Annotated in this window: 16 protein-coding genes and 1 tRNA gene; 12 read left to right on the top strand and 5 right to left on the bottom strand. The window is 52.0% G+C overall.

What is annotated here, in order from left to right:
- Window positions 1–25: 25 nt before the first annotated feature.
- Genes QXU72_05055 through QXU72_05045 form a run of 3 tightly spaced genes read left to right on the top strand, consistent with a single transcriptional unit; the run spans window position 26 to window position 1,837 of the window.
- Window positions 26–643: a DNA-directed RNA polymerase gene (locus QXU72_05055; protein MEM0494624.1), complete on the top strand. Its 618-nt coding sequence runs from the start codon at window positions 26–28 to the stop codon at window positions 641–643.
- Window positions 636–839, top strand: a complete 204-nt coding sequence (spt4, locus tag QXU72_05050; GenBank protein MEM0494623.1) for a transcription elongation factor subunit Spt4 — start codon at window positions 636–638, stop codon at window positions 837–839. The genes QXU72_05055 and spt4 overlap by 8 nt, the downstream gene beginning before the upstream one ends.
- Window positions 840–847: 8 nt before the next feature.
- A complete protein-coding gene (locus QXU72_05045) occupies window positions 848–1,837 on the top strand; it encodes a deoxyhypusine synthase (GenBank protein ID MEM0494622.1) in 990 nt (329 codons plus the stop codon).
- On the opposite strand, the gene QXU72_05040 is transcribed toward QXU72_05045, so the two are convergent.
- Together QXU72_05040 and QXU72_05035 are read right to left on the bottom strand one after the other, a co-directional pair.
- Entirely contained in the window at window positions 1,834–2,403 is a 570-nt protein-coding gene (locus tag QXU72_05040) for an AAA family ATPase (GenBank protein ID MEM0494621.1), read from the bottom strand. The genes QXU72_05045 and QXU72_05040 overlap by 4 nt on opposite strands.
- Window positions 2,400–2,666, bottom strand: coding sequence for a hypothetical protein (locus QXU72_05035; GenBank protein MEM0494620.1), 267 nt, complete (start codon window positions 2,664–2,666; stop codon window positions 2,400–2,402). The genes QXU72_05040 and QXU72_05035 overlap by 4 nt, the downstream gene beginning before the upstream one ends.
- 72 nt (window positions 2,667–2,738) lie before the next feature.
- Between QXU72_05035 and aspS the strand changes: the two genes are divergently transcribed.
- From aspS to QXU72_05010, 5 genes are all read left to right on the top strand, one after another.
- Entirely contained in the window at window positions 2,739–4,001 is a 1,263-nt protein-coding gene (aspS, locus tag QXU72_05030; protein ID MEM0494619.1) for an aspartate--tRNA(Asn) ligase, read from the top strand.
- Window positions 4,002–4,011: 10 nt separating this feature from the next.
- Window positions 4,012–4,338 carry an SWIM zinc finger family protein gene (locus QXU72_05025; GenBank protein ID MEM0494618.1) on the top strand — a complete coding sequence of 109 codons (327 nt, stop codon included), beginning with the start codon at window positions 4,012–4,014 and terminating at the stop codon, window positions 4,336–4,338.
- Window positions 4,335–5,732, top strand: coding sequence for a hypothetical protein (locus QXU72_05020; GenBank protein MEM0494617.1), 1,398 nt, complete (start codon window positions 4,335–4,337; stop codon window positions 5,730–5,732). Before QXU72_05025 ends, QXU72_05020 begins: the two co-directional genes overlap by 4 nt.
- Window positions 5,733–6,203: 471 nt before the next feature.
- On the top strand, window positions 6,204–6,482 hold the full coding sequence (locus QXU72_05015) for a hypothetical protein (protein MEM0494616.1): 279 nt from the start codon (window positions 6,204–6,206) through the stop codon (window positions 6,480–6,482).
- Window positions 6,466–7,269 (top strand): geranylgeranylglyceryl/heptaprenylglyceryl phosphate synthase, encoded by an 804-nt coding sequence (locus QXU72_05010; GenBank protein MEM0494615.1) that lies wholly within the window; start codon window positions 6,466–6,468, stop codon window positions 7,267–7,269. Before QXU72_05015 ends, QXU72_05010 begins: the two co-directional genes overlap by 17 nt.
- Here QXU72_05010 and QXU72_05005 read toward each other — a convergent pair.
- Window positions 7,246–7,446 (bottom strand): SEC61-beta family protein, encoded by a 201-nt coding sequence (locus QXU72_05005; GenBank protein ID MEM0494614.1) that lies wholly within the window; start codon window positions 7,444–7,446, stop codon window positions 7,246–7,248. The genes QXU72_05010 and QXU72_05005 overlap by 24 nt on opposite strands.
- Before the next feature lie 69 nt (window positions 7,447–7,515).
- Here QXU72_05005 and QXU72_05000 point away from each other — a divergent pair, with 69 nt between their 5' ends.
- Entirely contained in the window at window positions 7,516–8,613 is a 1,098-nt protein-coding gene (locus QXU72_05000) for an AAA family ATPase (GenBank protein ID MEM0494613.1), read from the top strand.
- A gap of 102 nt (window positions 8,614–8,715) precedes the next feature.
- A tRNA-Ser gene (locus QXU72_04995) sits at window positions 8,716–8,803 on the top strand.
- Between the two features lie 127 nt (window positions 8,804–8,930).
- Here the strand turns inward: QXU72_04995 and QXU72_04990 are convergent.
- Window positions 8,931–9,938 (bottom strand): GTPase, encoded by a 1,008-nt coding sequence (locus QXU72_04990; protein ID MEM0494612.1) that lies wholly within the window; start codon window positions 9,936–9,938, stop codon window positions 8,931–8,933.
- Between the two features lie 89 nt (window positions 9,939–10,027).
- Between QXU72_04990 and psmB the strand changes: the two genes are divergently transcribed.
- Together psmB and QXU72_04980 are read left to right on the top strand one after the other, a co-directional pair.
- Window positions 10,028–10,630, top strand: coding sequence for an archaeal proteasome endopeptidase complex subunit beta (psmB, locus tag QXU72_04985; protein MEM0494611.1), 603 nt, complete (start codon window positions 10,028–10,030; stop codon window positions 10,628–10,630).
- Between the two features lie 67 nt (window positions 10,631–10,697).
- Window positions 10,698–13,061 (top strand): DNA polymerase II, encoded by a 2,364-nt coding sequence (locus QXU72_04980; protein ID MEM0494610.1) that lies wholly within the window; start codon window positions 10,698–10,700, stop codon window positions 13,059–13,061.
- A gap of 10 nt (window positions 13,062–13,071) precedes the next feature.
- Here the strand turns inward: QXU72_04980 and QXU72_04975 are convergent, their stop codons facing one another.
- Window positions 13,072–13,722: a hypothetical protein gene (locus tag QXU72_04975; GenBank protein ID MEM0494609.1), complete on the bottom strand. Its 651-nt coding sequence runs from the start codon at window positions 13,720–13,722 to the stop codon at window positions 13,072–13,074.
- Window positions 13,723–13,724 lie beyond the last annotated feature (2 nt).

Genomic DNA, 13,724 nt, shown 5'->3' with positions numbered 1-13,724 from the left:
AGAGGAGAGCATAAAAGATTTCGCCATGCTTGAGCTATCTGGAGATGGAACAGGGCGGGAGGGCGAGAGGATGTACAAGCTGGTGACGATCGAGGACATTGTCGATATTCCGCCTCACTTGTTCGGAAAACAGCTAGAAGAAGCAGCGCTAGAGGTCCTGAGGGAAACTTACGAAGGAAGGGTTGTCGAGGGCGTAGGCCTCGTGATTTCCGTGCTTAGTGTAGAGGTATCCCCTGAAGGGTACCTTACCTTCGGGGATCCTAGCTCTTACCACGAGTGTAGGTTTGTTGCGCTAGTGTACAATGCTATTCCCAACGAGGTTGTTGAGGGCGAGGTTGTTTTAGTTGAAAACATAGGGCTGACGGTCAGGCTAGGTGTGATAGACGGCTTCGTTCACCGGTCGCAGGTGTTCCCAACCAAGGACGTTATATACGATCGAGACCAGGGGGTGGTTATAGCAGAGAGCGGCAAGCGAGTCATAAGAAGAGGTGACATCGTTAGAGCGCGAGTTACTGGCGTGAGCTACGACGAGCTCAAAGGTATTCTCAGGGTAAGGCTTACTATGCGAGCCCCCTATCTCGGCAGGCTAGACCATATTCGCGAGATGATAGAGAAGAGGAAGGAGGCTGATAAGAGTGAGTAAGCGGAAGCTTCCCCTAAAAGCCTGCGTCAAGTGCAGGTTTCTCGTGGAAGAGGATGTCGAAACGTGTCCTAGCTGCGGAAGCAGAGAATTTACCGACAACTGGGAGGGTTTGATCGTCGTTCTGAACGAGCAGAGCGTTGCTGCTAAAGTGCTTGGAATCCAGAGGAAAGGGTTCTACGCCCTAAAGGCTAGGTGAAAAGCTGCTTGGAGCCGCAGAGGCTAGAGCTTAGAAGAGAGATGCTGAAAGTTCACGTCGAGGATCTCTCCCTTGACGAGGTAGTAGAGAACTTCGGAGAAGCCATGAAAGTCTTCAGCAGGATTGGGGGCTTCTCTCTACGGTACTTACAGAGAGCTGTTGAAATCCTCGATGAAGCATACAGTAAGAACTGCGCTCTTATCTTGTCATTTCCAGCAAATATAGTGGCGACCGGTCTGCGGGGCCTCCTCGCTGATGTGATCGCTAAGGGCTTCTGTAGAGCCGTGGTTACAACTGGGGGGACTTTTGACCACGATATAGCGAGAGCTACTGGGGGAAGGTACTACGTTGGCGACTTCGAGCTCGACGATGAAATGCTGCGGGAGCTTGGCTTGCACCGGCTTGGGAATATACTCATCCCGCTAGAGCACTACGGTCCCTTAATAGAGTCGTTCGTACACAGACTGCTCAGCGAGCTTTCCCGGGTTAAAACTTCATGGTCGCCCAGCGAACTGGCTTACGAGTCCGGAAGGAGGCTAGAGGATCAGAAGTCAATCCTTAGAGCTTGTTCTAGGAAGGGCGTACCAGTCTTTTCACCTGGTCTGGTGGACTCGGCTTTCGGCACCGCGGTCTATACTTTCAACGAAAGGGCAAGGGCTTCCTCGGAGCTGCGGGGAATAGTTCTCGATACGGTTGCGGACATGGCGAAGATCGCAGAAATTGTGTACGAGGCGGACTGCCTGGCCGGCTTGATGCTCGGAGGAGGAATATCTAAGCATCACGTGATCTGGTGGGCTCAGTTCCGGGGCGGCCTTGACTACGCTGTCGCCGTTACGTCTGCTCCTGAGTGGGATGGCTCCCTATCCGGGGCGAGAACCAGAGAAGCTATAAGCTGGGGGAAGATTAAGCCGTCCGCGAAACATGTGACGGTTCCGGGGGATGCCACACTTCTTTTACCCATAATTCTGGGCGCTGTGGCCAAGCGCCGGCTACCTTAGTGGAAAAGCTCGGGATGCTCCAGCCGCAGTCTATCGAAAAAGCTCGTCAAGATAAATTTCACCGACTCTTCCCCCAGCAAGCCCGTGTTGATGACTAAATCTGCCACGCTGTAGTCGCGGACATCAAGGCCATAGTACTTCCAGGCTCTTTCCCGGTTGCTTTTCTCTCTTTTAACAAGCTCTTCAAGTGCCTCGCTAAAGCTTTTCGAATCCCTGACGGCTATACGCCTAGCTCTCACCTCCAGAGGGGCATCGAAAATTATCTTGGCATGCGCTATGCTTCTAAGCACCCAGACGGCTAGGTGGCCCTCGATAACAACACCTCCTTTGAGAGCCTCTCTAAGAGATCTTTCTTCTATCAGAAAGTCAATGTCCTCCTCTATCTCTGCTACGCGGTGAAACTCGACTAAATCGTACCCTCTCTCGCGCGCTATTTCCCGGAAGAGAGCACCTCCTGAAACGTAGCGTAGCCCGTACCGCTCGGCTAAGAACTTTGCGTAAGTAGTTTTACCGCTTCCAGGAGTACCGCTAATCGCTACGATTATGCATGCCATTAAACTGCTCAACCCGAGAGAGCTCTAGCAGCGCGCTTTAAGCCCAGAGATAGGCACTTGTGGCATAAGTAGCCTCCGAAAGGCCTGGTGGGAGGCTTAAGCCCCTTCCTCTCCTCCCTAGCTGTGACTTTGGGAAAACCGCTTAAAGGCCTGCCGCACGAAGCGCACTTAGGGTAATCATGCTTCTTGTCGAGGATGCGGAGCACAAGTCTCCCTCCGGGCGTGCGGACAAGCTTCCTCTTCTTCGTCCTAGACCTTTGGGAGGGGCGCACCATAGCTTATCTCCTCGCGCTCTGAGAGTAGGGATGCTTTAAATATTTCTCCTATTCGGCGATCACTGAGCTCTGATGGAGAAGCGGATCGTGGGCTGGGTGTCTAACTTAAAGGTGCTTGGCCGCATATCGTTCCTTGAAGTCATCGACGACTTATCCGTGAAACCCTTAACCGTGGTTGTCAAGAGAGATGAAGTGCCCGAGGAGACTTGGAGGACTGCGGTGAGCCTGAAGCTTGGCAGCGCTGTGAGGGTGATCGGCCGAGAGCCCGAGAAGGTAATAAGCATGAAGGGGAGAGAGCTCCACGCGGTTAAGGTAGAGGTTCTCTCGGAGCCGCAGGCTCTTCTGCCCTTGGACCCGACGGGTAAAACTCCTGCGAGTTTTGACGCTTACATCGACTACAGGTACCTGTCTCTGCGGCTGCCGAGGTTTAGGGCGCTTTTCCTGGCCAGAAGCGCCCTGATGAGCTACACGAGGGAGTATTTCTCGTCGAGAGGTTTCCTCGAAGTGAATACTCCGAAAATCGTTGGTGCTGGTGCTGAGGGTGGTGCAACTCTCTTCACGGTGGAATACTTTGAGAGGAAGGCTTACCTGTCTCAAAGTCCTCAGCTGTACAAGCAGATGCTTATGTGCGGAGTTCCCAGAGTATTCGAGATAACCCCTTACTTCCGAGCCGAGAAGTTCAATACCGTTAGGCACCTTAACGAGAGCTGGGGCCTCGACGTTGAGATGGCCTTTATAGATGGGATGGAAGAGGTCCTGGATTTACTAGAGGATTATCTAAAGTATGTTGTCCGCAGGCTCAACGAGGATCTCGGCGAAGTTCTCCGAGAGCAGGGGTTTAACCTGCTTCCTCCGCTCAGCAGTGTACCGCGCATTACTTATGAGGAAGCAGTTAAGCTGCTAAATCAGCTAGGTGTCAACGTCAGCTTCGGTGAGGATCTGGACAGTAATTCTGAGAAGGTTCTCGGCGAGTACATGGAAGGAAGAGGCAATCCCGCGTATTTCATAATTAGGTACCCTTGGGAGGCTAAGCCATTCTACATTATGAGGGGTGCTGGCGGGCTCAGCGAGTCCTTCGACCTGGACGTTAGAGGCATAGAGGTCGCATCCGGGGGGCAGAGGGAGCACCGCTACGAGGAGCTGTTAAAGAACATCGAGGACAAAGGACTGCGGAAGGAGGAGTTCTCGTTCTACTTGGAGGCCTTCAGGTACGGCATGCCTCCTCACGGAGGTTTCGGACTTGGCCTAGATAGACTGCTGATGACGATCCTCGGAGTTTCGAATATACGTGAAGTCGTCCTTTTCCCGAGGGATCGCTACAGGCTAGTGCCGTAGAGGGTCAATGGTGCACGCTGACGAGCTCAAAGCTAGGAAAGCTTTGCTTGCAGGACGCGTAAAGCGCATTAGACTCTGCGATCCTACACCTAGGGATACTCCGCTGTTCGCCGTGCTCAGCGCTGGCAGAACTTACCATCACGTCGTGGTGCCCGGGCGCTACTGCTCGTGCCCCGATTTTCTTTTCTCAGTCGTGATAAGAAGAGTTAAGGAGAAGTGCTACCACATGCTAGCCGTCGAGAAGGCGCTGAGAAGCGGTATCGCGATTGAGGAAGAGTGCTGGACTGCCGAGAAGCTAGCCAGGGAGCTGCTTAAAGCTATGGGTGGTCGGCTTTGAGCCTAGAGGATGAGGAGAAGCTTGTAAGGAGGGTTTTAGAGGCCAAGCCGGGGCTCACGCGCGAGGAGCTTGAGAAGCTCGTCGAGGCCAAGATACAGGAGCTTGGAGGGATAATCGGCAGAGATGCCGCGCTGCTCTTAGTGGCAAAAGAGCTAGGAGTACCGGTTTCACGCGAATTTGCTCCGCGGTCTTTAGCCATGCTCCGCATACGAGACCTAGCAGCAGGCTTTCGAGGAGTAGACCTCGAAGGGGTTATACTCGCGAAAACCGCTGTAGCACTTACGAGGGAAGGTAAACCCTACGCGCGCTTCCTCCTTACGGATGAGGAGAGTGCGATATGGGGCGCCGCTTGGGGTGATGTAGCCCACGAGATCGCTAAGGTTAGAATCTTCTCGAAAGTTCTGCTCCGCAGGGCATCTGTTGTGAGGCGCAGAGGGAGGCTTGAGCTAGCCCTAACGCAAGGGTCACAGATTGAAGTAAGAGGAGAACTGAGCTTAGAGTCTGCTATCGAGCTGCTGTCGAGGTTTAGAGCAAAGGTCGACGTACTCGTGTTCAAAGAGAGTGCTGAAAGCCCGCGGGGTAAGGTCATACTCTGCTTGGACAGGCAGTGCAGACCCGTTGGAGTGCTCCTCGCTCCTGGCAGTGAATTCTCCGCATCATCGAAGGGTATTATCGTTTCGAACTACTTCGAAGAGCGTCTCGGAGAGCTGAGGGTTCTCAAGTGTAATAACAGGTGCGTTGTAGAGCCTTTGAGGGAAACTCCTAACATAGCGTGCCGCGATGATCCTTTCGCGGGAGTTTCTGCGCGAGGCAGCGTAGCCTGTTACCTGCTTTTCAGGAGATCTGGGGGGAAAGTTCTCCTCATCGGCGAGAAGGGGGAGGTCTTCGAGCTCCTCGTACCTTCCGATCAACAGCTCGTCGATATCGGGAAATTGCTGAACAGTGAAGTCGAGATACTAGGGGTGTACAAGAGCGGTGTCAGCCTAAGAACCACACCATTAACGGTAGTCAAGGTCTTATCCAGCTCCCGGAAGGACGCTGATTACAGCAGAGGGTACTTGCTCGCTGCTACGGAGGCAATCGAGCTCGAGGCCTCCCTCGTTTCACTAAAGCTTAAGCATAGATGCGTGGAAGGCTCACCTCTTTACCAGGTTACTGCGTGGGTCGACGATGGCACGGCGAATATGCAGGCTATCTCGAATTCTGCGAAAGTACTGCAGAAGCTTTACGGTGTGGACGAAGCTTCGCTGTGCGACACGGATCCCGAAGCTATAGCCTCGATTGCGAACTATGTAAACGAAGAGCTGGCGGGGACCGATGTTGCGCTACGGGGGCAAGTAATAGGGTCTGCGAACAGGCTGATTGTAGTGCATGACTTAGACATACTTTTCTAACACCCGTTCATCGGCTCCGCGCCGGTACTCATTTCTCATGGGGTACGGCCGCCTTAAAGCGGCCCACTCGCCCACTTTCAGCGCCTTATCGCCGGAGAGTCGCCTGGCAAGTGGGGTTTGAGAGTTGATGCTCGGAAACTGCTGCATGCCGCGGTTAGGGATGTGGTCTTCTTTAACCTGGCTGGCAACTTGCTGCAGTATCACAGCTTGCTAATCGCTGAGGTGAGGGGTGGCTTAATTAGCGCTGGTGAAGATATACGGGAGGCTTTGAGCGCGTTTAACGGATGCGCTGCTTTTTTCCCCTTAAATGTCACACTAATGCGCGATCCTCGAGGCAGCGTTAGCCCTGTTGAGTGGAAAAGGTTTTTGAAAGCTGGTGAGCAGGCACTGGTCAGTTTCCCTTTGTTTTTGCTTTACGTGGAACCCCGCTATACCTAAATAGTTCACCATACCCTTTGCTCGGAAGCAGAGATGGGGAGGAGGAGGCGTAAGCGTGCGCGTGCACAGCTAGTTCCTAAGCGTAGGCTTCCCACGGTATTCGAGTGCCCTTCGTGCGGGACTACCGCGGTTTCAGTTTCCGTGAGCAGAGGTAAGGAGAAAAAGGTTCGGGTTGTTTGCTCTAGGTGCGGGCTTCAGGGAGAGTACGAGTACAATCCTTATCTATCCCATGTAGACTACTTTAGCAAATTCCTCGACGACTATGAGGCTGGTAAGCTTGCAGAGGGTGCGGTCAATGAGGGGAAAGGTTAAGGAGTACATCCTTAACGAGATTAAGGCTAAGGGAGCCATACACATGACGCTTCTAGACCCTGATCGTGTCAGTGCGGAGAGAGCGGCTACTATAGCGAAAGAAGCTGCAAGGGCAGGGACGTCCGCGATAATGATTGGAGGAAGCATAGGTGTTTCAGAAGGAATGACCGACGAGACTATTCTCGCCATAAAGAAGGCTGTTGACATTCCTGTGATCCTGTTCCCCGGTTCTCCCTCCGCACTTAGCCGCTACGCGGACGCTGTCTGGTTCATCTCGGTTCTGAACTCCCACAACCCCTACTTTATCACAGGAGCTCAGATGCAGGGAGCTCCTATTGTGAAGAGATATTCGCTTGAGGTTCTACCGCTCGGTTACATCATTGTGGGGTGGGGTGGTGCCGTATCCATTGTTAGCTACACTCGGCCGTTACCTTTCGAAGAGCCTGAGATCGCAGCTGCCTATGCGCTCGCAGCGGAGTACATGGGCTTCGACTTCGTCTATCTCGAGGGAGGGTCTGGTGGGAAACCCGTGCCACCGCGGGTGGTGAGAGCTGTGAGGAATACTGTGAGCATACCTATCGTGGTCGGGGGAGGAGTGCGCAAACCATCTACTGCTAGAAAACTCGTGGAGGCTGGTGCTGACATAATCGTCACAGGTACTATAACTGAAGTGGCAGAGGACGTTTACTCTGCTATAAAAGGTATAGTTGAGGGAGTGCTAGAAGGTGCTCGCAACCGCCTCGAAGCAAAGAAGAATTTAGGCTCATCGAGGCGTGAAGAAACCTAAATGTGCCATGACTACCAGGAGGGATAAAAGGAAAGCGCTGATCACAACATACTCGGGCCTTAGCTTTATACCACCTATATCTTCTTCGTAGAATGTTAGGAGCCCGGCAGCAGGCATCGCTGTAGGTCTTCTCTCAGAGCTGCCCCCACTCTTCTTAGCTTTTTTCGACCCAGACATCTCTGCTCACAACGCACAATGCTTCGTAATGAATAAACTTTTTTGTGAAAGCAGTTTCTGCTGAGAAACGTGGCTAGACTCGTAGCTTTCGTCACCGGCATCAGCGGAAGCGGTAGACTGGCTCTGCTCCAGGAGGTGCAGAGACGAAGCCCCTCTGTTCACGTGATCGATGTTGGTTCTAGGATGTACAGCAAATCCGAAGAGCTGGGTGTTCAGATACCTGAAGGAAAAATTCTTGACATGGACCCGCTTGCGCTAGACTACCTTAGAGCAGTCACTTTCGAGGATATCTTGAGAGAGCTTGAGAGCACCAGCCACGAGGTTGTAGCGATAAGCACGCACGTGAGTTTCCGGTGGAAGAAACACCTCCTACAGGCGTTCAATTTTTACTATGTTAACAGAATTGATCCAGATATTTATGTAAATGTTGTTGACAACGCGCATAGCATTTATGCAAGACTGAGTGGTGATAGAGCTTGGAGAAACAGGCTTACGATAAAAGATATACTAGTGTGGCGAGACGAAGAGTTCTTCATTACAAAAATGCTTGCAGATTACAGGCGGAAGCCATGCTACCTTTTCCCGAGGCGCGAAGACCCAGCCATGCTCGAGAGAATTCTCTTCAACGTGGAGAAAGCATCCAAAGAGGGAGGTAGGAGGATGTGGAAAGCCTACTTAAGCTATCCTATAACACACGTGAAAGGTGATGAAAAGTTTTTTGCCGAGAAAGAGGACATTAAAAAGAAGTTGAAAGAGGCCGGGCTGGTGATTTTCGATCCTATAACGATAGAGGACTCTGTCCTAATAGACTTAGCCATCCAGGCGAAAAGCGAGGGAAAAGAGTACGTGGAGATATCTGAGGACGGTTTCCAAGCTAAAGTAAGTGTAAATGATCTGCTAGCAGCAGTCGAAGATATTAGGGACCAGATAGTCGCTAGGGATTACCAGCTGATCAACCAGAGTGATATGCTTGTCGTGTTCTACCCGGTCAGAGTCTTATCACCGGGAGTTCTCAGCGAAATAAAGTACGGCTACACTCACAACAAGGATGTGTTTGCGATTTTCCCTCACGAAGGAGCCAGCCCGTTTTTCGAGTACTACACGACTAAAGTTTTCAAAGACGTGGACAGCCTCATCGACCACTTGAAGGAAACTGGAAGACTTTAACGCTCCCGCTCTCGGGTAGGGCGCAGGCCGATTCATTTGCAATGATTCGAGTCGCGCGAATCGCAAGGTTCATAAGCGTTCATCCCGCATAGCGGTAGAGCGGCCGGGGTGGCCGAGCGTGGTTAAGGCGGCGGATTGCTAATCCGCTGCCCGAGAGGGCGCCCGGGTTCAAGTCCCGGCCCCGGCGCCAGCGATTTTCCGCGGCTAACTTAGCAACCGAGGCTTGTAGAAGTCTAATTACTGGAGAGCTTGGCAAGCACACTTTTAAAGCCGAACAACACAGCTTTTACTGTTAAAGATATATTAATAATTTTACCTCAGGAAGTAAGCATTTTGGATTCTTTACCGCTTTTTTTCAATATTTCTGTCAATAGATCGGCAAGCTTATCCAGGTTGATTCTTTTTTCAGCAGAGATGGGCAAGTATTCTACGCCGGGAAACACCATTTCGAAGCGGTGAAGGTGTTCTTCTTGAGCGATGTCAAGCTTGTTTACAGCTACGATTACAGAACCCTCAGGAAAGATTCCCGTAACCTGTTCGTAAACCCTCCTTTGGAAGTCGAGCGTGAAGCCACACGTTTCAGTTGGATCAGCAACGAAAATCGCGGCGTCGCCGAGATAGCGTAGCGCCAGCACTGCTTGCTGCTCGATACGGCTTTTATCCTCCAAAGGAGAATCCAGCAAGCCCGGAGTGTCCACTAACTGCACTCTGTAAACCCCATGTTCCATTACTCCTAGAATAATGTTCCTCGTTGTGAACGGGTAAGGCTGTACTTCAGGTTTGGCGCGCGTCAAAGCGCGGAGCAGTGAGGACTTACCGACGTTGGGTGCTCCCGCTATGATCACTGCAGCGAGGTCTGGGTTTATCTCAGGCAGCTTTAGCATCGAGAGCTGGGCCTGGCGTAGCATGATTAAGCAGTCTTCAAGCGACTCCAGAAGCGACCCGAGTCTTCCGAAGAAGCTCCTCCTGACCCTGATCGCGTCCTTGGCGGTTTCGACTCCCTTAAGTTCTCTGAGACTCTCTGCGGCGATCCTGCTCACGATTCTTTCCGCAGAACGCAGTCTAGCCAAGCACACTTTGTACTCATTCAAGTCGAATGAAAGCCGGCAAAGCTCACGGTAGAACGGGTGAAGCTTCTCTACGTAGGGACTGCTCGTGTAAACTTCTCGCAGAGTGCTTCTTACTGTCTTTGCCGCGATTCTTACGCACCTCGCTTGCCTGCGTTTAACCTCTTTCACCCTCTCTCGCGAACCTGCCTGTGCAGCGCTTCTGCACGACCTAGCAGCTACCTCGAAAAGCTCAGCTGCTCTTGGAGCTAGACGCATGTCTCTAAACATCTCGCTATGCACTCACCGCTCTATATGGCATAAAAAGACTTTTTAATCGACGAGCCATTTGCCTTGGTGCAAGCGTCATGGAGGCTCTCCCGGGTACTACTGTTGGGGTTAGAGTCGAAGAGGGTGTCGTACTAGCTGCTGAGAAAAGAGTGGCTTACGGTTTTTACCTAATGAGTAAAGCCGGTAAGAAGGTGTATAGAATTCTCGACCGGATAGGCATCGCTAGCGCGGGGCTCATAGCGGACATGCAGACTCTGGCGCGGATCCTCGAGGCGGAGATGAAGATCTATGAGCTCGATGCGGGACAGCCCCCGACGGTATGGTCAGCAGCTAAGCTTCTCTCGTATATACTCTACGAGAGAAGGCTGTTCCCCTACTACGCGGAGATGCTCGTGGGCGGTGTAGATGAAGCGGGCTCTCATCTATATTCCCTAGACCCTATCGGCGCTGTTCTGGAGGAGAACTACGTCGCCGCTGGAACGGGGGCGCAGCTTGCGATCAGCATCCTCGAAGCGAGCTACAGGAGAGATATGAGCGTTCAGGAAGCTGAGCAGGTAGCGTTGAAAGCCCTCGAGGCAGCAATGAAGAGAGATGCTGTGAGCGGTGACGGAATCGACATGCTAGTAATCACTAGAACAGCCTCTCACGAGAAAAGCTACACCTGGCCGCTTAAGGCGTAGCTTGAGATACGGCTCCACCAGAAGCTTAATTTCTTCCACTGCTAACTTTTCACGTGGAGTCCTGCTCATGGAGCTCGAGTTCTGGCTCCTGGATGTAAGCTACGACATTGTAGGCGGAGTCCCTGAGGTGCAGCTCTGGGGGTTGGATAGGTCAGGGAACCGCGTCTTAGTGGTGGATCGCTCGTTTCGGCCTTACTTCTACGTTCTGCCGGTCGGAGACCCTGAGGAGGTTGCCAGAGCGCTGCGCCAAGCTTTGACAGCTTATGGTTTACTCAGCGTGGAACAACTGGACAGGAGATTCTTCGGGAAACCTTCTAAGGTCTTGAGAGTAACTTTGATGAATCCGCGAGAAGTTCCGAGTGCCAGGGAGGCAGCTGCCAAGCTAAAGGGCGTGAAGGAAGTTTTAGAGGCAGATATCCGCTTCTACATGCGCTACATGGTAGATAATGATGTGAGACCTTCTGCCTGGCACGTCGTGAAGGTAGACGAGCTGAAAAAGCCGAGCAACGTTCACGTCGATGATGCGTACTTAGCGCTTGAAGCACCGAGGTACGTGGGTGGGCCTCCGCCAAACCTGAAAGTCTACGCTATCGACATAGAGTGCTATAACAAGTACGGTGAGCCGATTCCGGAGCGCGACCCTGTTATTTTGATTTCGCGCGCTACGCGGGATGGTGTTGAAGTTTTCTCAGCAGAGCAGGGCGAGACGGCGTTGCTGAAAGAGTTCCTCGATGATTTCTGGGAGCAGGACCCTGACGTGGTCGTAGGGTATAATTCGAACAGATTTGACATACCTTACCTGATCAGGAGGGCTCACGAGAATGGATTGAAGCTTAAGCTTAACAGGAACGGTGGCGAGCCAGCACAGAGCGTTTATGGTCACTTCTCGATGGTGGGGAGAGCGAACATCGACCTCTACGACTACGCGAGCGAGCTCGCAGGTGTGAAGCTGAAGACCCTGGATCACGTGGCTGACTATCTGGGTCTTGTAAAACGTTCAGAGAGAGTGCTACTCGATGCTTCGCGTATCTACGAGTACTGGGATTCTGGAGAGCTTAGAGCAGTTCTTAAGCAGTACTCAGCGGACGACGCAAGGAGTGCGTTTTTGATAGGGGAGGCTGTGCTCCCCTTCGCTATTCAGCTCTCGGAGATCGTGGGGTTGCCTTTAGATCAGATTTTCGCAGCATCGGTGGGTAACCGCGTAGAGTGGTTCTTGATCAGGCAGGCTTTCAAGCGCGGGGAGCTGGCGCCGAACTCGAAGGAGAGGAAAGAGGAGACTTACAAGGGGGCCATAGTTCTCTCTCCACGCCCCGGCATTCACAGGAATATTGCAGTCCTGGACTTCTCATCGATGTACCCTAACATTATGATCAAGTACAATATATCCCCTGACACTTACATTTCTCCTGTTGAAAGCGTCCCAGAAGGGGAGGTCAACGTAGCGCCCGAAGTAGGGCATAAATTTAGGAAAAACCCTCCAGGCTTTTTCCGCAGCATTCTTGAAGAGCTTATACGTGTCAGGAGAGAGATAATCCGGAGAATGCGCGAGCTAAGCCCCGAAAGCGAGGAGTTCAGGATTCTGGAAGAGAGGCAGAAAGCTGTTAAGGTGATCACAAACGCCGTTTACGGCTACACAGGCTGGCCGCCTGCAAGGTGGTATATGAGAGAGGTTGCCGAAGCGACGACTGCATGGGGGCGCGTTATCATAAAGGAGACTATCCGGAAAGCGCAGGAGCTAGGGCTCACCGTGATCTACGGTGATACGGACAGCATATTTGTTGTTTACGAGCCGAAGAGGGTTAGCAAGTTGATTGACTATGTAAATGCGGAGATGGGTTTCGAGATAAAAGTCGACAGAATCTACTCGAAAATTTTCTTCACGGAAGCTAAAAAGAGGTACTGTGGCTTCACGCTCGATGGTAAAATCGAAATAGTCGGGCTTGAAGCCGTTCGCGGCGACTGGGCTGAGCTCTCAAAGGATATTCAGGAGAAAGTGGTTGAGATAATCCTGGTGGAGGAGAATCCGTGGAGGGCTGTCGAGTACGTTAGGAGCGTGATAAGCGACCTCTACCTGGGGAAAGTTCCGCTGGAGAAGCTTATCATATGGAAGACTTTAACCAAAGAGCTTGACGAATACGAGGTGGATGCCCCTCATGTCCAAGCAGCTAGAATGCTGGCTAGAGCGGGCTACAGAGTGTACAAGGGGATGAAGATAGGGTACGTAGTGACTAAGTACGGCAGCAGCAAGGTTTCTGATCGTGCTAAGCCGCATATCCTGGTAAGGTCGCCCGATGAGGTTGACGTAGAATACTACGTGGAGCACCAGGTCGTTCCGGCCGCTTTAAGGATTCTCGAGTACTTCGGTGTGAGGAGAGAGCACTTGATCAGCAAGGGTAAAGGTCAAGCATCGCTCTTAGATTTCTTCGGCTAGACCCGGCTATTTAAACTATATCTAGAAGAATAATGTAAATGTTGTTTGTTAGCTCGTACAGCGTGTCAGAGCTGTTCTCGAGCATCTCCGCAACGCTGAGCAGTAGTAATGCTGTGTTTCCAGATATGTTGGCGCTCAGGATCTCGAACATTACGGACCTGTATATCTCATCCACTCTGTTCTCAAGGGCCGAGATCGTCTTTAGCTCTTCTAGAGCCTCGCTAGGAGACCCTTGAAGCTTGATCAAGATGCTTTCAAGTCCCTGAACCATCCCATTTACCTCGCTGCACATAGATGACAAGAGTGACTGTACGGGGGGCGGGACAAGCCAGGATTTTTCGATTAGGAAACTGAGGCGGTAAGTTATACCGCTGAGCTTGTCGAGAACGTCCATGACTCTCAGCCCTATCCTCACCCACTCTTCTCTGTGGACCAGGCTGCGCCCAACCTTGGATAAGTAGCTCAAATACTCTGTTTGTGATTCACTGACAGCTTTTTTGAGCTCTCTTATATGGTCTAAGCGCTTCAGGTTTTCCTCTTTGTATCTAGCGTCATTAAGGTCGTCGATGACTCTGCCCAGCTCCGAGAGTATATCACGAGCTTGTTGCAATTCTCTTCTTAGCAGCTGGATCAGTTTCGAATCAGCGACCGATATTCCCACGT

Origin of the sequence: Thermofilum sp., assembly GCA_038741495.1 — an archaeon.
Lineage (GTDB): Archaea > Thermoproteota > Thermoprotei > Thermofilales > Thermofilaceae > Thermofilum.
The sequence above is the reverse complement of the archived record's forward strand: the minus strand, read 5'-3'. Positions and strand labels throughout refer to the sequence as shown.